19 protein-coding genes are annotated in these 17,328 nt (G+C 60.5%); all 19 read left to right on the forward strand.

Annotated elements, in window-relative coordinates; all coding sequences use genetic code 11:
• Positions 1-4: 4 nt before the first annotated feature.
• The 19 genes from MMG91_RS17985 (at position 5) to flhB (ending at position 17,017) form a co-directional block, all read left to right on the forward strand.
• On the forward strand, positions 5-1,390 hold the full coding sequence (locus MMG91_RS17985) for a sigma-54 dependent transcriptional regulator (protein ID WP_310660300.1): 1,386 nt from the start codon (positions 5-7) through the stop codon (positions 1,388-1,390).
• Between the two features lie 146 nt (positions 1,391-1,536).
• Positions 1,537-1,866, forward strand: a complete 330-nt coding sequence (gene fliE, locus MMG91_RS17990) for a flagellar hook-basal body complex protein FliE (RefSeq protein WP_010456962.1) — start codon at positions 1,537-1,539, stop codon at positions 1,864-1,866.
• Positions 1,867-1,881: 15 nt separating this feature from the next.
• Complete coding sequence (gene fliF, locus MMG91_RS17995) at positions 1,882-3,669, forward strand: flagellar basal-body MS-ring/collar protein FliF (protein WP_310660301.1); 1,788 nt, start codon at positions 1,882-1,884, stop codon at positions 3,667-3,669.
• Positions 3,662-4,681 (forward strand): flagellar motor switch protein FliG, encoded by a 1,020-nt coding sequence (fliG, locus tag MMG91_RS18000; RefSeq protein ID WP_003184041.1) that lies wholly within the window; start codon positions 3,662-3,664, stop codon positions 4,679-4,681. Before fliF ends, fliG begins: the two co-directional genes overlap by 8 nt.
• A 7-nt stretch (positions 4,682-4,688) precedes the next feature.
• Entirely contained in the window at positions 4,689-5,498 is an 810-nt protein-coding gene (gene fliH, locus MMG91_RS18005) for a flagellar assembly protein FliH (RefSeq protein ID WP_310660302.1), read from the forward strand.
• A complete protein-coding gene (gene fliI / locus MMG91_RS18010; protein WP_305448754.1) occupies positions 5,488-6,846 on the forward strand; it encodes a flagellar protein export ATPase FliI in 1,359 nt (452 codons plus the stop codon). Before fliH ends, fliI begins: the two co-directional genes overlap by 11 nt.
• Positions 6,847-6,852: 6 nt before the next feature.
• Positions 6,853-7,302, forward strand: coding sequence for a flagellar export protein FliJ (gene fliJ, locus MMG91_RS18015; protein WP_310660303.1), 450 nt, complete (start codon positions 6,853-6,855; stop codon positions 7,300-7,302).
• A gap of 184 nt (positions 7,303-7,486) precedes the next feature.
• Positions 7,487-7,792 carry an STAS domain-containing protein gene (locus MMG91_RS18020; protein WP_310660304.1) on the forward strand — a complete coding sequence of 102 codons (306 nt, stop codon included), beginning with the start codon at positions 7,487-7,489 and terminating at the stop codon, positions 7,790-7,792.
• 5 nt (positions 7,793-7,797) lie between these two features.
• Positions 7,798-9,501, forward strand: coding sequence for a fused response regulator/phosphatase (locus MMG91_RS18025; protein ID WP_310660305.1), 1,704 nt, complete (start codon positions 7,798-7,800; stop codon positions 9,499-9,501).
• 32 nt (positions 9,502-9,533) lie between these two features.
• Entirely contained in the window at positions 9,534-9,881 is a 348-nt protein-coding gene (locus MMG91_RS18030; RefSeq protein WP_310660306.1) for an Hpt domain-containing protein, read from the forward strand.
• Positions 9,882-9,986: 105 nt separating this feature from the next.
• On the forward strand, positions 9,987-11,348 hold the full coding sequence (locus MMG91_RS18035; RefSeq protein ID WP_310660307.1) for a flagellar hook-length control protein FliK: 1,362 nt from the start codon (positions 9,987-9,989) through the stop codon (positions 11,346-11,348).
• Between the two features lie 227 nt (positions 11,349-11,575).
• Positions 11,576-12,079: a flagellar basal body-associated protein FliL gene (gene fliL / locus MMG91_RS18040; RefSeq protein WP_305448759.1), complete on the forward strand. Its 504-nt coding sequence runs from the start codon at positions 11,576-11,578 to the stop codon at positions 12,077-12,079.
• A gap of 9 nt (positions 12,080-12,088) precedes the next feature.
• Entirely contained in the window at positions 12,089-13,057 is a 969-nt protein-coding gene (gene fliM / locus MMG91_RS18045; RefSeq protein ID WP_008072629.1) for a flagellar motor switch protein FliM, read from the forward strand.
• Between the two features lie 65 nt (positions 13,058-13,122).
• On the forward strand, positions 13,123-13,581 hold the full coding sequence (fliN, locus tag MMG91_RS18050) for a flagellar motor switch protein FliN (RefSeq protein WP_405046549.1): 459 nt from the start codon (positions 13,123-13,125) through the stop codon (positions 13,579-13,581).
• Positions 13,582-14,064: a flagellar biosynthetic protein FliO gene (fliO, locus tag MMG91_RS18055; protein ID WP_310660309.1), complete on the forward strand. Its 483-nt coding sequence runs from the start codon at positions 13,582-13,584 to the stop codon at positions 14,062-14,064.
• Entirely contained in the window at positions 14,064-14,822 is a 759-nt protein-coding gene (gene fliP / locus MMG91_RS18060; protein WP_253548824.1) for a flagellar type III secretion system pore protein FliP, read from the forward strand. Before fliO ends, fliP begins: the two co-directional genes overlap by 1 nt.
• Positions 14,819-15,088, forward strand: a complete 270-nt coding sequence (fliQ, locus tag MMG91_RS18065; protein WP_007938648.1) for a flagellar biosynthesis protein FliQ — start codon at positions 14,819-14,821, stop codon at positions 15,086-15,088. Before fliP ends, fliQ begins: the two co-directional genes overlap by 4 nt.
• 3 nt (positions 15,089-15,091) lie before the next feature.
• Positions 15,092-15,874, forward strand: a complete 783-nt coding sequence (fliR, locus tag MMG91_RS18070) for a flagellar biosynthetic protein FliR (RefSeq protein WP_305448762.1) — start codon at positions 15,092-15,094, stop codon at positions 15,872-15,874.
• Positions 15,875-15,877: 3 nt separating this feature from the next.
• Complete coding sequence (gene flhB, locus MMG91_RS18075; protein ID WP_310660310.1) at positions 15,878-17,017, forward strand: flagellar biosynthesis protein FlhB; 1,140 nt, start codon at positions 15,878-15,880, stop codon at positions 17,015-17,017.
• Positions 17,018-17,328: the final 311 nt, after the last annotated feature.

Consider the following 17,328-nt stretch of genomic DNA (forward strand, 5'->3'; position numbering starts at 1 on the left):
GGACATGGCCATCAAGGTTTTACTGGTCGAGGATGACCGCGCGCTACGGGAAGCATTGGCCGATACGCTGTTGCTTGCCGGGCACGATTACACGGCGGTCGGTTCGGCGGAGGAGGCACTGACAGCGGTCGGCGCCGAGGCATTTAACCTGGTGCTCAGCGACGTCAACATGCCGGGCATGGACGGTCATCAACTGCTGGGATTGCTGCGGGCTCGTCAGCCGCAGTTGCCGGTGTTGCTGATGACCGCTCACGGCGCTGTCGAGCGCGCGGTCGACGCCATGCGTCAGGGCGCGGCGGATTATCTGGTCAAACCGTTCGAACCCAAAGCCTTGCTCGATCTGGTGGCGCGTCACGCACTGGGCAATCTCGGCGCGACCGAGAGTGAAGGGCCTGTGGCGTTCGAGCCCGCCAGTGCGCAATTGCTGGAGTTGGCCGCGCGGGTGGCGCGCAGTGATTCCACGGTGTTGATCTCCGGTGAGTCCGGGACCGGCAAGGAAGTGCTGGCGCGTTACATCCATCAGCACTCTCACCGCGCCAGTCAGCCGTTCATTGCGATCAACTGTGCAGCGATCCCGGACAACATGCTCGAAGCCACCTTGTTCGGTCACGAAAAGGGTTCGTTCACCGGCGCCATCGCGGCGCAGGCCGGCAAGTTCGAACAGGCCGATGGCGGCACGATCCTGCTCGATGAAATCTCCGAAATGCCCCTCGGCCTTCAAGCCAAATTACTGCGGGTATTGCAGGAGCGTGAAGTCGAGCGAGTCGGCGCACGCAAGCCGATCACGCTGGACATCCGAGTGGTCGCCACCACCAACCGTGACCTGGCCGCTGAAGTGGCGGCGGGGCGTTTTCGTGAAGACCTTTACTATCGCCTGTCGGTGTTTCCGCTGGCCTGGCGTCCGCTGCGCGAGCGCACCGCCGACATCCTGCCGCTGGCCGAGCGTCTGCTGGCCAAACACGTCAATAAAATGAAGCATGCCGCGGCGAAGCTCTCGCCCGAGGCGCAGGCGTGCCTGATCAGTTATCCGTGGCCGGGCAACGTGCGTGAACTGGATAACGCGATCCAGCGTGCCTTGATTCTGCAGCAGGGCGGCTTGATCCAGCCGCAGGATTTCTGCCTGGCCGGGCCTGTGGCGTGTGCGCCGTTACCGACATTGGCGCCGACGCCCGTGCGCGCAATAGAAGTCGAAGCCGAATCGGCGGGCGCTCTCGGCGATGACCTGCGGCGCCGTGAATTCCAGATGATTATTGACACCTTGCGCTCCGAGCGCGGTCGTCGCAAAGAAGCCGCCGAGCGGCTTGGCATCAGCCCGCGCACCTTGCGCTACAAGCTGGCGCAGATGCGTGACGCCGGAATGGACGTGGAAGCGTACTTGTTCGCCACGTAACAGGTTGGCAAACAAAAGCACAGGAGAGCTTTTGTTTAGAGCGGCCACGGAGCTGGCACCCTTGTTGCTAACACCTCTGTACCCGCCGAGTGAGTGTCAAAAAATTGCGGGTAGCCAAAGACGTAGCTTCGTCAAAGAGAGAAACCATGAGCCAAGGTATTGAATTCAATCGGTTGATGCTGGACATGCGCTCCATGCAAATGGATGCGATGTCTGCGCCGAAATCGACTGCCGCAGTCCCTGAACTGGGTGGCAGCAGCTTTTCCGACATGCTCGGTCAGGCCGTCAATAAAGTGAACGACACCCAGCAGGCGTCCAGTCAGTTGGCCAGTGCCTTCGAGATCGGTAAAAGCGGCGTCGACCTGACAGACGTGATGATTTCCTCACAGAAGGCCAGCGTGTCTTTTCAGGCGCTGACCCAAGTGCGTAACAAGCTGGTTCAGGCTTACCAAGACATCATGCAGATGCCGGTTTAAGGACGAGATTGAGTCATGGCAGAAGCAATCGCCGATAATGTTCCGGCCAAGGCCACTCCAATAGACGGCAAACCGCCGCTGTTCGGATTGTCCTTCCTGGAAAACCTCTCCGAGATGACCATGTTGCGTCAGGTGGGCCTGTTGGTCGGCCTGGCTGCGAGCGTGGCGATTGGCTTTGCCGTGGTGTTGTGGTCCCAGCAGCCAGACTACCGGCCTCTGTACGGCAGCCTTGCCGGTATGGATGCCAAGCAGGTCATGGAAACCCTGGCCGCAGCCGACATTCCCTATACCGTTGAACCGAACTCAGGTGCCTTGCTGGTCAAGGCCGATGACCTGTCCCGTGCACGGCTCAAGCTCGCGGGCGCTGGTGTCACTCCCAGCGACGGCAACATCGGTTTCGAGATCCTCGACAGGGAGCAGGGGCTGGGTACCAGCCAGTTCATGGAAGCGACCCGTTATCGTCGCGGCCTCGAAGGCGAACTGGCCCGAACCATTTCCAGCCTGAACAACGTCAAAGGTGCCCGCGTGCACCTGGCGATTCCGAAAAGTTCGGTGTTCGTGCGAGATGAACGCAAGCCCAGCGCTTCGGTTCTGGTTGAACTCTATTCCGGTCGCTCGCTGGAGCCGGGCCAGGTCGTCGCCATCATCAATCTGGTGGCGACCAGCGTTCCCGAGCTGAGCAAGTCGCAGATCACCGTGGTCGACCAGAAGGGCAACCTGCTGTCGGATCAGGCGGAAAACTCCGAACTGACCATGGCCGGCAAGCAATTCGATTACAGCCGCCGCATGGAAAGCATGCTCACCCAGCGTGTGCACAACATTCTGCAACCGGTGCTGGGCAACGACCGCTATAAAGCCGAAGTCTCGGCTGATGTGGATTTCAGCGCCGTCGAGTCGACTTCCGAGCAGTTCAACCCGGATCAGCCGGCATTGCGCAGTGAGCAATCGGTCAACGAACAACGCACCGCCAGCAATGGTCCGCAAGGTGTGCCGGGTGCCCTGAGCAACCAGCCGCCATCGCCGGCCTCGGCTCCGCAAACCACCGGTGGCGCTACCGCGTCGGCCGGCATGGTGCAACCAGGCCAGCCGTTGCTCGATGCCAACGGTCAGCAAATCATGGACCCGGCCACCGGGCAGCCGATGCTGGCGCCGTACCCGGCCGACAAGCGTCAACAATCCACCAAGAATTTCGAACTCGACCGTTCCATCAGCCATACCAAACAACAGCAGGGCCGTTTGAATCGCCTGTCGGTGTCGGTAGTGGTGGATGACCAAGTCAAGGTCAATGCGGCCAATGGCGAAACGACTCGTGCGCCGTGGAGCGCCGATGAATTGGCGCGCTTCACTCGTCTGGTACAGGACGCGGTCGGTTTCGACGCCAGCCGTGGCGACAGCGTCAGTGTGATCAACATGCCGTTCTCCGCCGAGCGCGGTGAAGCGATCGCCGAGATTCCGTTCTATTCCCAGCCGTGGTTCTGGGACATCGTCAAGCAAGTGCTGGGTGTGTTGTTCATCCTGGTGCTGGTATTCGGCGTGCTGCGTCCGGTGCTCAACAACATCACCGGTGGCGGCAAAGACAAGCAACTCGCTGGCCTGGGTAGCGACGTCGAGCTCGGTGGCATGGGCGGCCTGGACGGCGAACTGGCCAACGACCGTGTCAGCCTCGGTGGCCCGACCAGCATCCTGCTGCCGAGCCCGAGCGAAGGCTATGACGCACAGTTGAACGCAATCAAGAGTCTGGTGGCAGAAGATCCGGGTCGCGTGGCCCAGGTCGTGAAAGAGTGGATTAACGCAGATGAGTGATAACCGAGCCGCTGTCGCCAAACTGTCCCGAGTTGATAAAGCCGCGATTCTGCTGCTGTCCCTGGGCTCTACCGACGCCGCGCAAGTGCTGCGCCACATGGGCCCCAAAGAGGTCCAGCGTGTGGGTGTGGCCATGGCCCAGATGGGTAACGTGCACCGCGAGCAGGTCGAACAGGTCATGAGCGAGTTCGTCGACATCGTCGGCGACCAGACCAGCCTGGGTGTCGGTTCCGATGACTACGTGCGCAAAATGCTCACCCAGGCCTTGGGCGAAGACAAGGCCAACGGCCTGATCGACCGGATCCTGCTGGGCGGCAACACCAGCGGCCTCGACAGCCTGAAGTGGATGGAGCCGCGCGCCGTCGCCGATGTGATCCGTTACGAGCACCCGCAGATCCAAGCGATCGTGGTGGCGTACCTCGACCCGGATCAGGCCGGCGAAGTGCTGGGCAACTTCGACCACAAGGTCCGGTTGGATATCATCCTGCGAGTGTCTTCGCTGAACACCGTGCAACCGGCGGCCCTGAAAGAACTCAACCAGATTCTCGAGAAGCAGTTCTCCGGCAACTCGAATGCCTCACGCACCACCCTGGGTGGCATCAAGCGTGCGGCCGACATCATGAACTTCCTCGACAGCTCGATCGAAGGTCAGCTGATGGACTCGATCCGCGAAGTCGACGAAGACCTGTCCGGTCAGATCGAAGACCTCATGTTCGTGTTCAACAACCTGTCCGATGTCGACGACCGCGGCATTCAGGCGCTGTTGCGCGAAGTGTCCTCGGACGTCCTGGTGCTGGCCCTCAAAGGCTCGGACGAAGGCGTCAAGGAAAAGATCTTCAAGAACATGTCCAAACGGGCGGCCGAACTGTTGCGCGACGACCTCGAGGCCAAAGGCCCGGTGCGTGTCAGCGACGTGGAAACCGCACAGAAAGAAATCCTCACCATTGCCCGCCGTATGGCCGAAGCCGGAGAAATCGTTCTCGGCGGGAAGGGCGGCGAAGAGATGATCTAAGGTCACTATGTCGTCCAAACATGATGAGTCCAATACCGACCTGATCCGTGCCAAGGACGTCGGTGGTTTCGACATCTGGTCACTGCCCAGTTTCGACCCGTTTGTGCCGGAACCCGAGCCGGAGCCAGAGCCTGAACCGCCGGAAATGGAAGAAGTGCCGCTGGAGGAAGTCCAGCCACTGACCCTCGAAGAGCTCGAAAGCATTCGCCAGGAGGCCTACAACGAAGGCTTCGCCGTTGGCGAAAAAGAAGGTTTCCACAGCACCACGCTCAAGGTCCGTCAGGAAGCCGAAGTGGCCCTGACGGCCAAGATCGCTGGCCTGGAACAACTGATGGTCAACCTGTTCGAGCCGATTGCCGAGCAGGACACCCAGATCGAAAAGTCGCTGGTCGACCTTGTGCAACACATCACCAAGCAAGTGATTCAGCGCGAACTGGCCATCGACTCGACGCAGATCGAACACGTCATGCGCGAAGCGCTCAAGCTCTTGCCGCTGGGCGTGGGCAACGTGCGGCTGTACGTCAACCCGCAGGATTTCGAACAGGTCAAAGCCTTGCGCGAGCGCCATGAAGAAACTTGGCGCATCGTCGAGGACGAGTCCTTGTTGCCGGGCGGTTGCCGGGTCGAGACCGAACACAGTCGCATCGACGCCACCATCGAAACCCGTATCACCCAAGTCATGGCCAAGCTGCTCGATCAATTGCACGATCAGGCGCTGCACCCGGCCGCGCCGGACCTGAGCCTGGAGCTGCCGATCGACGAAAAGCCTGTGGTCGCTCCGGTCGAGCCGTCACTGGATGATCCCGATGCGCCTTGATCGCACCAGCTTCGCCAAGCGCCTCGGTAGCTATGCCGAGGCCACGGAGCTTGCCGGTGCGCCAATCCTCGAAGGTCGCCTGCTGCGCATGGTCGGCCTGACCCTCGAAGCCGAAGGCTTACGCGCCGCCATGGGCAGTCGCTGCATGGTCATCAATGACGACAGCTATCACCCGGTGCAGGTCGAAGCCGAGGTCATGGGCTTCTCTGGCAGCAAAGTCTTTCTGATGCCGGTCGGCAGCGTAGCCGGCATCGCCCCTGGTGCCCGTGTGGTTCCCTTGGCCGATACCGGTCGTCTGCCCATGGGCATGAGCATGCTCGGGCGGGTGCTGGATGGCGCCGGTCGCGCACTGGACGGTAAGGGCGGCATGAAAGCCGAAGACTGGGTACCGATGGACGGCCCGACCATCAACCCGCTCAAGCGCGAACCGATCAGCGAGCCGCTGGACGTAGGCATTCGCTGCATCAACGGTTTGTTGACGGTCGGTCGCGGTCAGCGGCTCGGGTTGTTCGCCGGTACTGGCGTGGGCAAGAGTGTGCTGCTGGGCATGATGACCCGCTTTACCGAGGCTGACATTATCGTCGTCGGGCTGATCGGTGAGCGGGGTCGAGAAGTTAAAGAGTTCATCGAGCACATCCTCGGTGAAGAAGGGCTCAAGCGTTCGGTGGTAGTGGCGTCGCCGGCGGATGATGCGCCGCTGATGCGTTTGCGCGCGGCCATGTACTGCACGCGGATCGCCGAGTACTTCCGCGACAAGGGCAAGAATGTCCTGTTGCTCATGGATTCCCTGACCCGTTTCGCCCAGGCCCAGCGGGAAATCGCCCTGGCTATCGGCGAACCGCCAGCGACCAAGGGCTATCCGCCGTCGGTGTTCGCCAAGTTGCCGAAACTGGTGGAGCGGGCCGGTAACGCCGAAAAGGGCGGCGGTTCGATCACCGCGTTCTACACGGTTTTGTCCGAAGGCGACGATCAGCAAGACCCGATCGCCGACTCGGCGCGGGGCGTGCTCGACGGGCACATCGTGCTGTCCCGGCGTCTGGCCGAGGAAGGGCATTACCCGGCCATCGATATCGAAGCCTCCATCAGCCGGGTCATGCCGTCGGTGGTCGGCATCAAGCACTTGAACCACGCGCAGATGTTCAAGCAATACTGGTCGCGCTATCAGCAGAGCCGCGACCTGATCAGCGTCGGCGCCTATGTGCCCGGCGGTGACCGGGAAACTGACGCGGCGATCAATCTGCAGCCGGCCATGACCATGTACCTGCGCCAGGGCTTGAACGACAACATCAGCATGGGCGCCAGCGAAGGCCATCTTGCTTCGGTCTTCGCGCCAGCGCCGGGCGGTTAACCGGTCATGGCCCAGAGCCGCGCAGCACGCCTGGCACCGGTGGTGGAAATGGCCGAAAAAGCCGAGAAAACCGCCGTCCAGCGCCTGGGGCACTTCCAGGGTCAGGTTCGTCTGGCGGAAAGCAAACTCGCCGACCTGGAAAACTTCCGTCTGGAATACCAGGAACAATGGATCGTGCGCGGCAGCAGCGGCGTGTCGGGCCAGTGGCTGCTGGGCTATCAGGGCTTTCTTGCACAACTGGGCACGGCCATCGACCAGCAGCGTCAGAGCCTGAACTGGCATCAAAACAACCTGAACAAATCCCGGGAAGCCTGGCAGCAGGCGTTCGCCCGGGTAGAAGGCTTGCGCAAACTGGTTCAGCGCTACAGGGATGAGGCGCGGCAACTGGAAGACAAGCGCGAGCAGAAGCTGCTGGATGAACTGTCCCAGCGGTTGCCGCGTCAGGATCCGTATTGAGTCAGGTCGCCCAGGTTATCGTTCTTCGCGGGCAAGCCTCGCTCCTACAAGGGGCGGCAATCTGTAGAAGGCTTGCCCGCGAAGGCGATTGCACAAACCGTACAATTTTTTCAGCCTTGCTCCAGCCTCCATCAGGTGCTAAACCTTGTACACGTACGTTCGCCAATGACAAGGAAGCCGTGAAATGTCAGTCGTTACAGAAGTATCTCAGGATGGAAAAAAGCTGACGATTTCGATCGAGGGACGATTCGATTTCGGTCGGCATCAGGAATTTCGCGAGTCCTACGAGCGACTCAACAAAAAACCCGAGTCCATTGTGGTGGACCTCAAGAAAGCCACTTATCTCGATAGCTCGGCGCTGGGCATGCTGCTCTTGCTGCGTGATCACGCCGGTGGCGACAATTCCGATATTCGCGTCGTCAACAGCAGTTCCGATGTGAAGAAGATCCTCGCCATTTCCAACTTCGACAAGCTGTTCGACATCAGTTGAGCGTCATGCAGCCGCTCGAGCCGCTGACGATCCTGATCGCCGAAGACAGCGCAGCCGATCGCATGCTGCTGTCGACTATCGTCCGTCGCCAGGGCCATGAAGTGCTGACGGCCGCCAACGGCGCCGAGGCGGTCGAGGCGTTTCGCTCGCAGCGGCCGCACCTGGTGCTGATGGACGCCATGATGCCGGTGATGGATGGCTTTGAGGCCGCGCAGCAGATCAAGACGCTGGCCGGCGAAACCCTGGTACCGATCATCTTTTTGACGTCGCTGACCGAAAGTGAAGCGCTGGCCCGTTGTCTGGAGGCCGGGGGCGACGATTTTCTGGCAAAGCCTTACAACCAGGTGATCCTCGCCGCCAAGATCAAGGCCATGGACCGCTTGCGGCGTTTGCAGGCCACGGTGCTGGAGCAGCGCGACCTGATCGCCAGGCACCACGATTACCTGCTCAACGAACAACGGGTGGCCAAAGCCGTGTTCGACAAGGTCGCCCATTCCGGTTGCCTGAACGCCCCGAACATCCGTTACCTGCAATCGCCCTATGCGCTGTTCAATGGCGATCTGTTGTTGGCCGCGTTCACCCCGGCCGGCGACATGAATGTATTGCTCGGCGATTTCACCGGTCATGGTTTGCCGGCCGCCGTCGGCGCGATGCCCCTGGCTGAAGTCTTCTACGGCATGACGGCCAAGGGCTACGGTTTGTCCGAAACCCTGCGCGAGATGAACGCCAAGCTCAAACGTATCCTGCCGGTGGACATGTTCTGCTGTGCGACCCTGCTGTGCCTGAGCTTTCAGCGAGGATCGGTGGAGGTCTGGAACGGCGGGATGCCGGACGGCTACCTGCACGGTACCGCCAGCGGCGAACGTATCGCTCTGACGGCACGGCACTTGCCGCTGGGCGTGCTGAGTCCGCAATCCTTTGATGATCGCACTGAGGTGTTCCCGATGGCCGTCGGGGATCGGGTGTTTCTGCTATCTGACGGGGTGATCGATACCTGCGATGCCAATGAGCAATTGTTTGGCGTAGAGCGATTGGAGCAGGTATTTGCAGCCAATCGTCAGCCTGATGCGCTGTTCGAAGAGATCGAACAGGCCCTGCGGGACTTTCGCGGCGAGGCGCGCGATGACGTGAGTATGGTTGAGGTCAGCCTGTTGGATGCGGCGCAACTGAGCCCGCCGGCGCCGGTGTATTCCGACAGCGGCCAGTCGAGCCCGCTGGACTGGTCGGTGAGTTTCGAGTTCCGTGCCGCCACGCTCAAGCGCTTCAATCCGCTGCCGTACTTGTTACAGTTGCTGCTTGAGGTGCATGGCCTGCGAGCTCAGAGTGGCGCACTCTACAGCGTGATGGCAGAGCTTTATTCCAACGCCCTGGAGCATGGCGTGCTGGGCCTGGATTCGAGTCTGAAGCGCGATGCTTCGGGTTTTGCGCGTTATTATCAGCAGCGCAATGCGCGCCTGGACGAATTGCGCGACGGTTATGTGCGGGTGCATTTGCAGGTGACACCAACAGGCGAGGGCGGTTGCCTGACAGTCCGGGTCGAAGACAGTGGCAAGGGTTTCGATGTGGCGCGGGTGATGGAGCGTCCTGTCGATGATGTCCGTCTGTCGGGACGTGGCGTCAGTTTGATCCGTCAGTTGAGCGATCGTGCGAGCTGGTCCGATAATGGTCGAAGTGCTCGCGTGGAGTTTTTCTGGGAGGCTCAGGCATAATCCCAGGCATTCTTGATCAAAGGAGTGAACAAGTGGACAACACACATCTGGATCGTGGCGTGCTGAGCGCGTTGCAGGAAGTTATGGAGGACGGGTATCCAGAATTGCTTGATACCTTTCTCGCCGACTCCGAAGAGCGCCTAAGCCTGCTGCGAAAAGCTGACGATGCCGATCAGTTGGGCGCCGCTGCGCACAGCTTCAAAGGCAGCAGCAGCAATATGGGCGCTACCCGGCTGGCCGAGCTGTGCCATGAGCTGGAGCAGCGGGCCAAGCAGAAAAGCCTCGAAGGCATTGAAGCGCTGGTCGGAGAAATTGACGGCGAATTCGCTATTGTCCGGCCCCTCTACGAAGCGGAGCGCCAGCGCTCCCTTGCTGAATAAAGCACCCGTCCGGCGCTTTTAGCGGCCCGCGAGCAAAGCTGGCTCGACCCTTGCAATCAATTTGCTCAACTGTACCTACGATCCCAGTGCAGCGGAGACCGTTTTATGCCCGTTACCCCAAACATTCTTCTTCAGGCCGCCACTATGGCCAAGGCTCAAGCAGCGTCCGCCAATGCACCGGCGCTGACGGTTGAGCCCGGGGACAAGGCGTCCAGCTTCGCTCAGGTCTACGCCAATCAGGCCCAGAACAGGCCTTCGGCCGTGGCGGACGGATCGGCTAAACCTGCGCGCGACAAAGCGCCGGACAGCACCGGCAAAAAGGACGTGAGCAACGACAAGTCTGCCGCCCCGGAACCGACTGTTGCCGATAACGGCAAATCCTTGCCCGCCGATAAACCGGCGCAGGCTGACGACAAGACGGCCGCGGACGATACGTCCGCAGTTGCCGACACCCCGGTAGCCGATGCGACACCGGTGGATCCGAGCCTCGATCCGGCCTTGATGCAGGTAGTCGCGCCGGTTGTACAGGCTACCGTGCCGGAAACTCCACCGGTGGTGGCCACTGTGCAATCATCCGTTGAGGTCCCTGCCACAGCCGCCGCTAGCGCGGCAGCGGCGCAGGCGGTTGCGGCTGCAGATCCAGATTTCGACCCCGAAGCCGATCCTCTCGATGCGCTGCCAGCCGTGCGCATGGCGATGGAGCAGGGCGGGCACGTTTCGGCCGCCAGCCAGGCCCAGCCAAAAGCGGCGCCGACCGCGGCTCAAGTCGATGGCGAGCCAACTTCGGCACAAAACTTTGCCGCGGGCATGGCGAGCATGGTGGATGTGCAAGCCGATCAGGACAGCACTAGCCAGGGCGGCGAGAAGGCCTTCAGTGGCCTGATCGATGATGGCCTCAAGGACCTCAAGTCCGCCAGCAGCGATACCCGTGTCGATGATTTTGCCAACCGTCTGGCGGCACTGACCCAGGCGGCAACGCCGAAGACTGCCAATGCATTGCCGGTGAACCAGCCAATCGCCATGCATCAGAGTGGTTGGACCGAAGAGGTGGTCAATCGGGTCATGTACCTGTCCAGCGCCAATCTCAAGGCGGCCGATATCCAGTTGCAACCAGCCGAGCTGGGACGCCTCGATATTCGGGTGAACATGGTGCCGGATCAGCAGACCCAGGTGACCTTCATGAGTGCCCACCCCAGCGTTCGCGAAGCGCTCGACGGGCAAATGCATCGCCTGCGTGACATGTTCGCGCAGCAGGGTATGGGTCAGGTCGACGTCAACGTTTCCGATCAGTCCCGAGGCTGGCAGGGGCAGGGTCAGGAGCAGGCTCAACAGGGGCAGGGAGGACGTACCAACGCCAGCGGCGGTCGCCTCGATTCTGTCGATGAAGAACTCCCTGGGGCTGTCGCTGAAGTAGCCGCGAACACCGCCAGCGTGATTGGCTCCAGCGCCGTCGACTACTACGCCTGATCAAACGCAACACCCCCTGTGTGGGAGCGAGCCTGCTCGCGATGAGGCAGTAACATTCAACATCGGCGTTGATTGTTACACCGCTATCGCGAGCAGGCTCGCTCCCACATTTGTTTTGTGGTGGCTGATGATCCTTTGCCTCAACTCCCTCCCGACACTTCTGGCATAACACTTGCTCTTGCCTTGCCGTGCGACTGTGAAAACCCGAATAGTGACGGATTATTGGCATGGCTAAGAGCGACGCAGCACCAGTGAAAGACCCCGCAACCAAAGGCAAAATCAAGCTGATCATTGTGATCGTCGTGGCCCTGTTGCTGGCGATCGGCTTGTCCGTGGGGGCGACCTGGTTCTTCATGCACAGCGCCCAGAGCAAACCTGTCCCCGAGGCTGAAACTGCCGTGGTCGGCAAGCAGCCGGCGATCTTCGAACCGATGGCGCCGGCCTTCGTGGCCAACTACAACCAGAACGGCCGCCAGCGCTACATGCAGGTGAGCATCACCCTGCAGGGCCGTAATCAGGCCGATCTGGACGCGCTCAAAGTCCACATGCCGGTGATCCGCAATAACCTGGTGATGCTGTTTTCCGGTCAGGATTTCGCCACGCTGGCGAGCCCGGTCGGCCAGGAGATGTTGCGTCAGAAGGCCACGGCCAGCGTCCAGGAAGTGGCGCAGAAAGAGCTGGGCAAAGTGGTGATCGAACAGTTGCTTTTCACTAATTTCGTACTGCAGTAGGAACACGACATGGCCGTGCAGGACCTGCTGTCCCAGGATGAGATCGATGCGCTGTTGCATGGCGTCGATGATGGTCTGGTACAGACCGATAACGCTGCCGAACCCGGCAGTGTCAAAAGCTACGACCTGACCAGCCAGGATCGCATCGTCCGCGGACGCATGCCGACCCTGGAAATGATCAACGAGCGTTTCGCCCGCTACACCCGCATCAGCATGTTCAACATGCTGCGCCGCTCGGCGGACGTTGCCGTCGGTGGCGTGCAGGTGATGAAGTTCGGCGAATACGTGCACTCGCTGTACGTGCCGACCAGCCTGAACCTGGTCAAGATCAAACCGCTGCGCGGCACCGCGCTGTTCATCCTCGACGCCAAACTGGTGTTCAAACTGGTGGACAACTTCTTCGGCGGCGACGGCCGTCACGCGAAGATCGAAGGGCGTGAATTCACCCCCACCGAACTGCGTGTGGTGCGCATGGTGCTGGAACAGGCCTTCGTCGATTTGAAGGAAGCCTGGCAGGCGATCATGGAAGTGAACTTCGAGTACATCAACTCGGAAGTGAACCCGGCGATGGCCAATATCGTCGGCCCGAGCGAAGCCGTTGTAGTGTCGACGTTCCACATCGAACTCGATGGCGGTGGCGGCGACCTGCACGTGACCATGCCGTACTCGATGATCGAGCCGGTGCGCGAAATGCTCGACGCCGGCTTCCAGTCGGACCTCGACGATCAGGACGAGCGCTGGATCAATGCCTTGCGCCAGGACGTGCTGGACGTCGACGTACCGATCGGTGCCACTGTGGCCCGCCGTCAGCTGCGCCTTCGCGACATCCTGCACATGCAGCCCGGGGACATTATTCCGGTCGAGATGCCGGAAGAAATGATCATGCGCGCCAACGGCGTACCGGCCTTCAAGGTCAAGATGGGCTCGCACAAAGGCAACCTTGCGTTGCAGGTGATCGAGCCGATCGAGCGCCGCTGACCGGCGCTCCACCCCCCTTTTAATTGACTGCTCTTGATTGAGCAGGTGCCCGCCGAGGACAAATGATGAACGACGATATGAACGCCCAGGACGACCAGGCACTGGCTGATGAATGGGCTGCGGCCCTGGAAGAAACCGGTGACGCCGGGCAGGACGATATCGATGCCTTGCTGGCCGCCGATGCCGCCGGCTCGCCGTCCAACCGTCTGCCGATGGAAGAGTTCGGCAGCGTGCCGAGGAGCAACGATCCGGTCACCCTGGACGGTCCGAACCTGGATGTGATCCTCGATATCCCGGTGTCCATTTCCATGGAAGTCGGCAGCACCGACATCAACATCCGCAACCTGCTGCAACTCAACCAGGGGTCGGTGATCGAGCTCGATCGTCTGGCCGGCGAGCCGCTGGATGTGCTGGTCAACGGCACGCTCATCGCCCACGGTGAAGTGGTGGTGGTCAACGAAAAGTTCGGCATCCGCCTTACCGACGTGATCAGCCCAAGCGAACGCATCAAGAAGCTGCGCTGAGTGAAAAAGGTTCTGGGAGGGGTGTGTAGGTTGGCGCTTGGGTTGGCGCTGGCCTTGCCATTTGCCGTACTGGCGGCTGAACCGGTGGCGACGGCTGCGACGGCTGCGACAGCGGCGGCTGCGCCGGCCGTCAGCAGTGGGGTGGCCGGGCAATTGACGCAGTTGGTGTTCGGCTTGCTGCTGGTGCTGGGGTTGATCTTCTTCCTCGCCTGGCTGCTGCGCCGGGTCCAGCAGGCAGGGCCCGCCGGTAAAGGGCAGGTGATCGAACTGATCGGTTCCCGCGCGCTAGGTCCCCGGGACCGCTTGATGCTGGTGCAGGTCGGCAACGAACAGATTCTGCTCGGCCTGAGCCCCGGCACTATCACCGCGTTGCATGTGCTCAAGGAGCCGGTGCAAGTGCCGAGCGGGACTGAAAAAGCGACCCCGGAGTTCGCCCAGCGCCTGTTTGAGTTGTTGGGCAAGGACCAGAAGGATAAGAAGTAATGGGTGCGTTACGCATCGTCTTGACGCTGGCCCTGATGCTGGCCGCGCCGCTGGCGTTCGCCGCCGATCCGTTGTCGATCCCGGCGATCACCTTGGGCACCAACGCCGAAGGCGCTCAGGAATACTCGGTCAGCCTGCAAATCCTGCTGATCATGACCGCGCTGAGTTTCATCCCGGCGTTCGTCATGCTGATGACCAGTTTCACCCGGATCATCATCGTGTTCTCGATCCTGCGTCAGGCCCTGGGCTTGCAGCAGACACCGTCGAACCAGATCCTCACCGGCATGGCGCTGTTCCTCACCATGTTCATCATGGCGCCGGTGTTCGATCGCGTGAATCAGGATGCCTTGCAGCCGTATCTGGCGGAGAAGCTCACCGCCCAGGATGCCGTGACCAAGGCGCAGGTGCCGATCAAGGACTTCATGCTGGCCCAGACTCGCAGCAGCGATCTGGAGCTGTTCATGCGCTTGTCCAAACGCACCGACATCGCTACGCCTGATCAGGCGCCGCTGACGATTCTGGTTCCGGCGTTTGTCACCTCGGAGCTTAAAACCGCGTTCCAGATCGGCTTCATGATCTTCATTCCGTTCCTGATCATCGACCTGGTCGTGGCCAGTGTGCTGATGGCGATGGGTATGATGATGCTCTCGCCACTGATTATTTCCTTGCCGTTCAAGATCATGTTGTTCGTGCTGGTGGATGGCTGGGCGTTGATCATCGGCACCTTGGCGAGCAGCTTCGGCGGTGTTTCACCATGACGCCGGAAGTTGCCGTAGACATCTTTCGCGAAGCGCTGTGGCTGACCACCATGATGGTGGCCGTGCTGGTGATTCCGAGCTTGCTGGTGGGCTTGTTGGTGGCGATGTTCCAGGCGGCTACCCAGATCAACGAACAGACCCTGAGCTTCCTGCCGCGCCTGCTGGTGATGCTGGTGACGCTGATCGTTGCCGGCCCGTGGCTGGTGCAGACCTTCATGGAATACATTCTGCAGCTGTACCACAGTATTCCTCAGGTCATCGGCTAAGCCATGTCGCTGCTTCAGCTGACCGATACCCAGATCAGCACCTGGGTGGCGACGTTCATGTTGCCGTTGTTTCGCATCGGTTCGTTGCTGATGGTCATGCCGATTTTCGGCACGACACTGGTGCCCACGCGCGTGCGTCTGTACTTCGCCCTGGCGATCACCTTCGTGATCGCTCCCGGTTTGCCGCCAATGCCGCCGGTCAATGCACTCGACCTGAGCGCACTGCTGCTGATCGCCGAGCAAATCATCATTGGCGCGGTGTTGGGTTTCTCCTTGCAGCTGTTCTTCCAGGCGTTCGTGGTCGCCGGGCAAATTGTCGCGATCCAGATGGGCATGGGCTTCGCCTCGATGGTCGACCCTACGAACGGTGTGTCGGTGGCGGTGATCGGGCAATTTTTCACCATGCTGGTGACCCTGCTGTTTCTGTCGATGAACGGCCATCTGGTGGTGTTCGAAGTCCTCACCGAAAGCTTCACCACGCTGCCGGTCGGTGGCGGGTTGATGGTCCATCATTTTTGGGAACTGGCGGGCAAACTCGGCTGGGTGCTCGGTGCGGCGCTGTTACTGGTGTTGCCGGCGATCACTGCGTTGCTGGTGGTCAACATTGCGTTTGGCGTGATGACCCGGGCGGCGCCGCAGCTGAACATCTTCTCGATCGGCTTTCCGCTGACCCTGGTGCTTGGGCTGTTCATTGTCTGGGTTGGTCTGGCGGACATTCTCAATCAGTATCAACCGCTGGCCTCCGAGGCTTTGCAGTTGTTACGCGAACTGGCACGGGCGCGCTGAGTCATGGCTGAGAGCGAAAGCGGTCAGGACAAAACAGAAGACCCCACGGAGAAACGTAAAAAGGACTCCCGTGAGAAGGGCGAGATTGCGCGCTCCAAGGAGCTCAACACCCTGGCGGTCATGCTTGCCGGCGCTGGCGGGTTGCTGATTTTTGGCGGCGCCCTGGCCGAGGATCTGATGGAGCTGATGCGCATGAATTTCTCGCTTTCGCGAGAGGTGATTCTGGATCAGCGCTCCATGGGCACTTATCTGCTGCATTCGGGGCAGATTGCGTTGTTGGCGATTCAACCCGTGATGATCACTTTGCTGCTGGCCGCGCTTATTGGTCCGATCTCCCTGGGCGGCTGGCTGTTCGCGGCCGGCTCCATGGCGCCCAAGTTCAGTCGCATGAATCCGGGGGCGGGCCTGAAACGAATGTTTTCGGCCAAGGCGCTGGTGGAGTTGCTCAAGGCCCTGGCGAAGTTTTTCATCGTGTTGTTCGTGGCGTTGGCGGTCTTGTCGTCGGACATCGACGATCTGCTGCGCATCGCCCACGAGCCATTGGACATGGCGATCATTCACAGTCTGCAAGTGGTCGGCTGGAGCACCTTGTGGATGGCCTGCGGGCTGATCATCATTGCCGCGGTCGACGTACCGGTGCAGCTCTGGGAAAGCCACAAGAAGCTTTTGATGACCAAGCAGGAAGTGCGCGACGAGCACAAGGATCAAGAAGGTAAACCAGAGGTCAAGCAACGCATTCGCCAGTTGCAACGCGAGATGTCCCAGCGGCGGATGATGGCCGCGATCCCCGAGGCCGACGTGGTCATCACCAACCCGACCCACTATGCAGTGGCCCTCAAATACGATCCGGAAAAGGGTGGGGCGCCGATGCTGATCGCCAAGGGCAGCGACTTCCTGGCCTTGAAAATCCGTGAAATCGCCGTGGCCAACAATGTGCTGCTGCTCGAATCGCCGGCGCTGGCGCGTTCGATCTACTACTCCACGGAGCTGGAGCAGGAAATCCCCGGCGGGCTCTATCTGGCGGTCGCTCAGGTACTGGCCTACGTCTACCAGATCCGCCAGTTCCGCGCCGGCAAGGGCAAGCGTCCGGATCCGCTCCAGGATAATTTGCCGATTCCACCGGATTTGCGTCGCGATTCCTGATAGATCAAAAGATCGCAGTCTTCGGTAGCTACAGGGTGTACACAATGCTTGTGTAGGGACTGCCGAAGGCTGCGATCTTTTGCTCTGCGGGCAACCTTCCGCTTATCCGAAAAAACTTCTACCTATTTGTTCTGACAGTAGACAGTTTCCCTGCTTTAGCGATGTCATGAGGTCGGGAACCCTCCCTCTCAATGCCCAACCCGCCCGAGGACCATTATGCCTATAACTACTTTTTCGAGGCGGCGGGACAGATAGGCAATAACAAAGCGCCATTCGACATTTTCACTCACCCCAACGACTACATGAATCGT

It is taken from the genome of Pseudomonas sp. JL3 (assembly GCF_031570575.1).
In the GTDB taxonomy this organism is placed as follows: Bacteria; Pseudomonadota; Gammaproteobacteria; order Pseudomonadales; family Pseudomonadaceae; genus Aquipseudomonas; species Aquipseudomonas cucumis.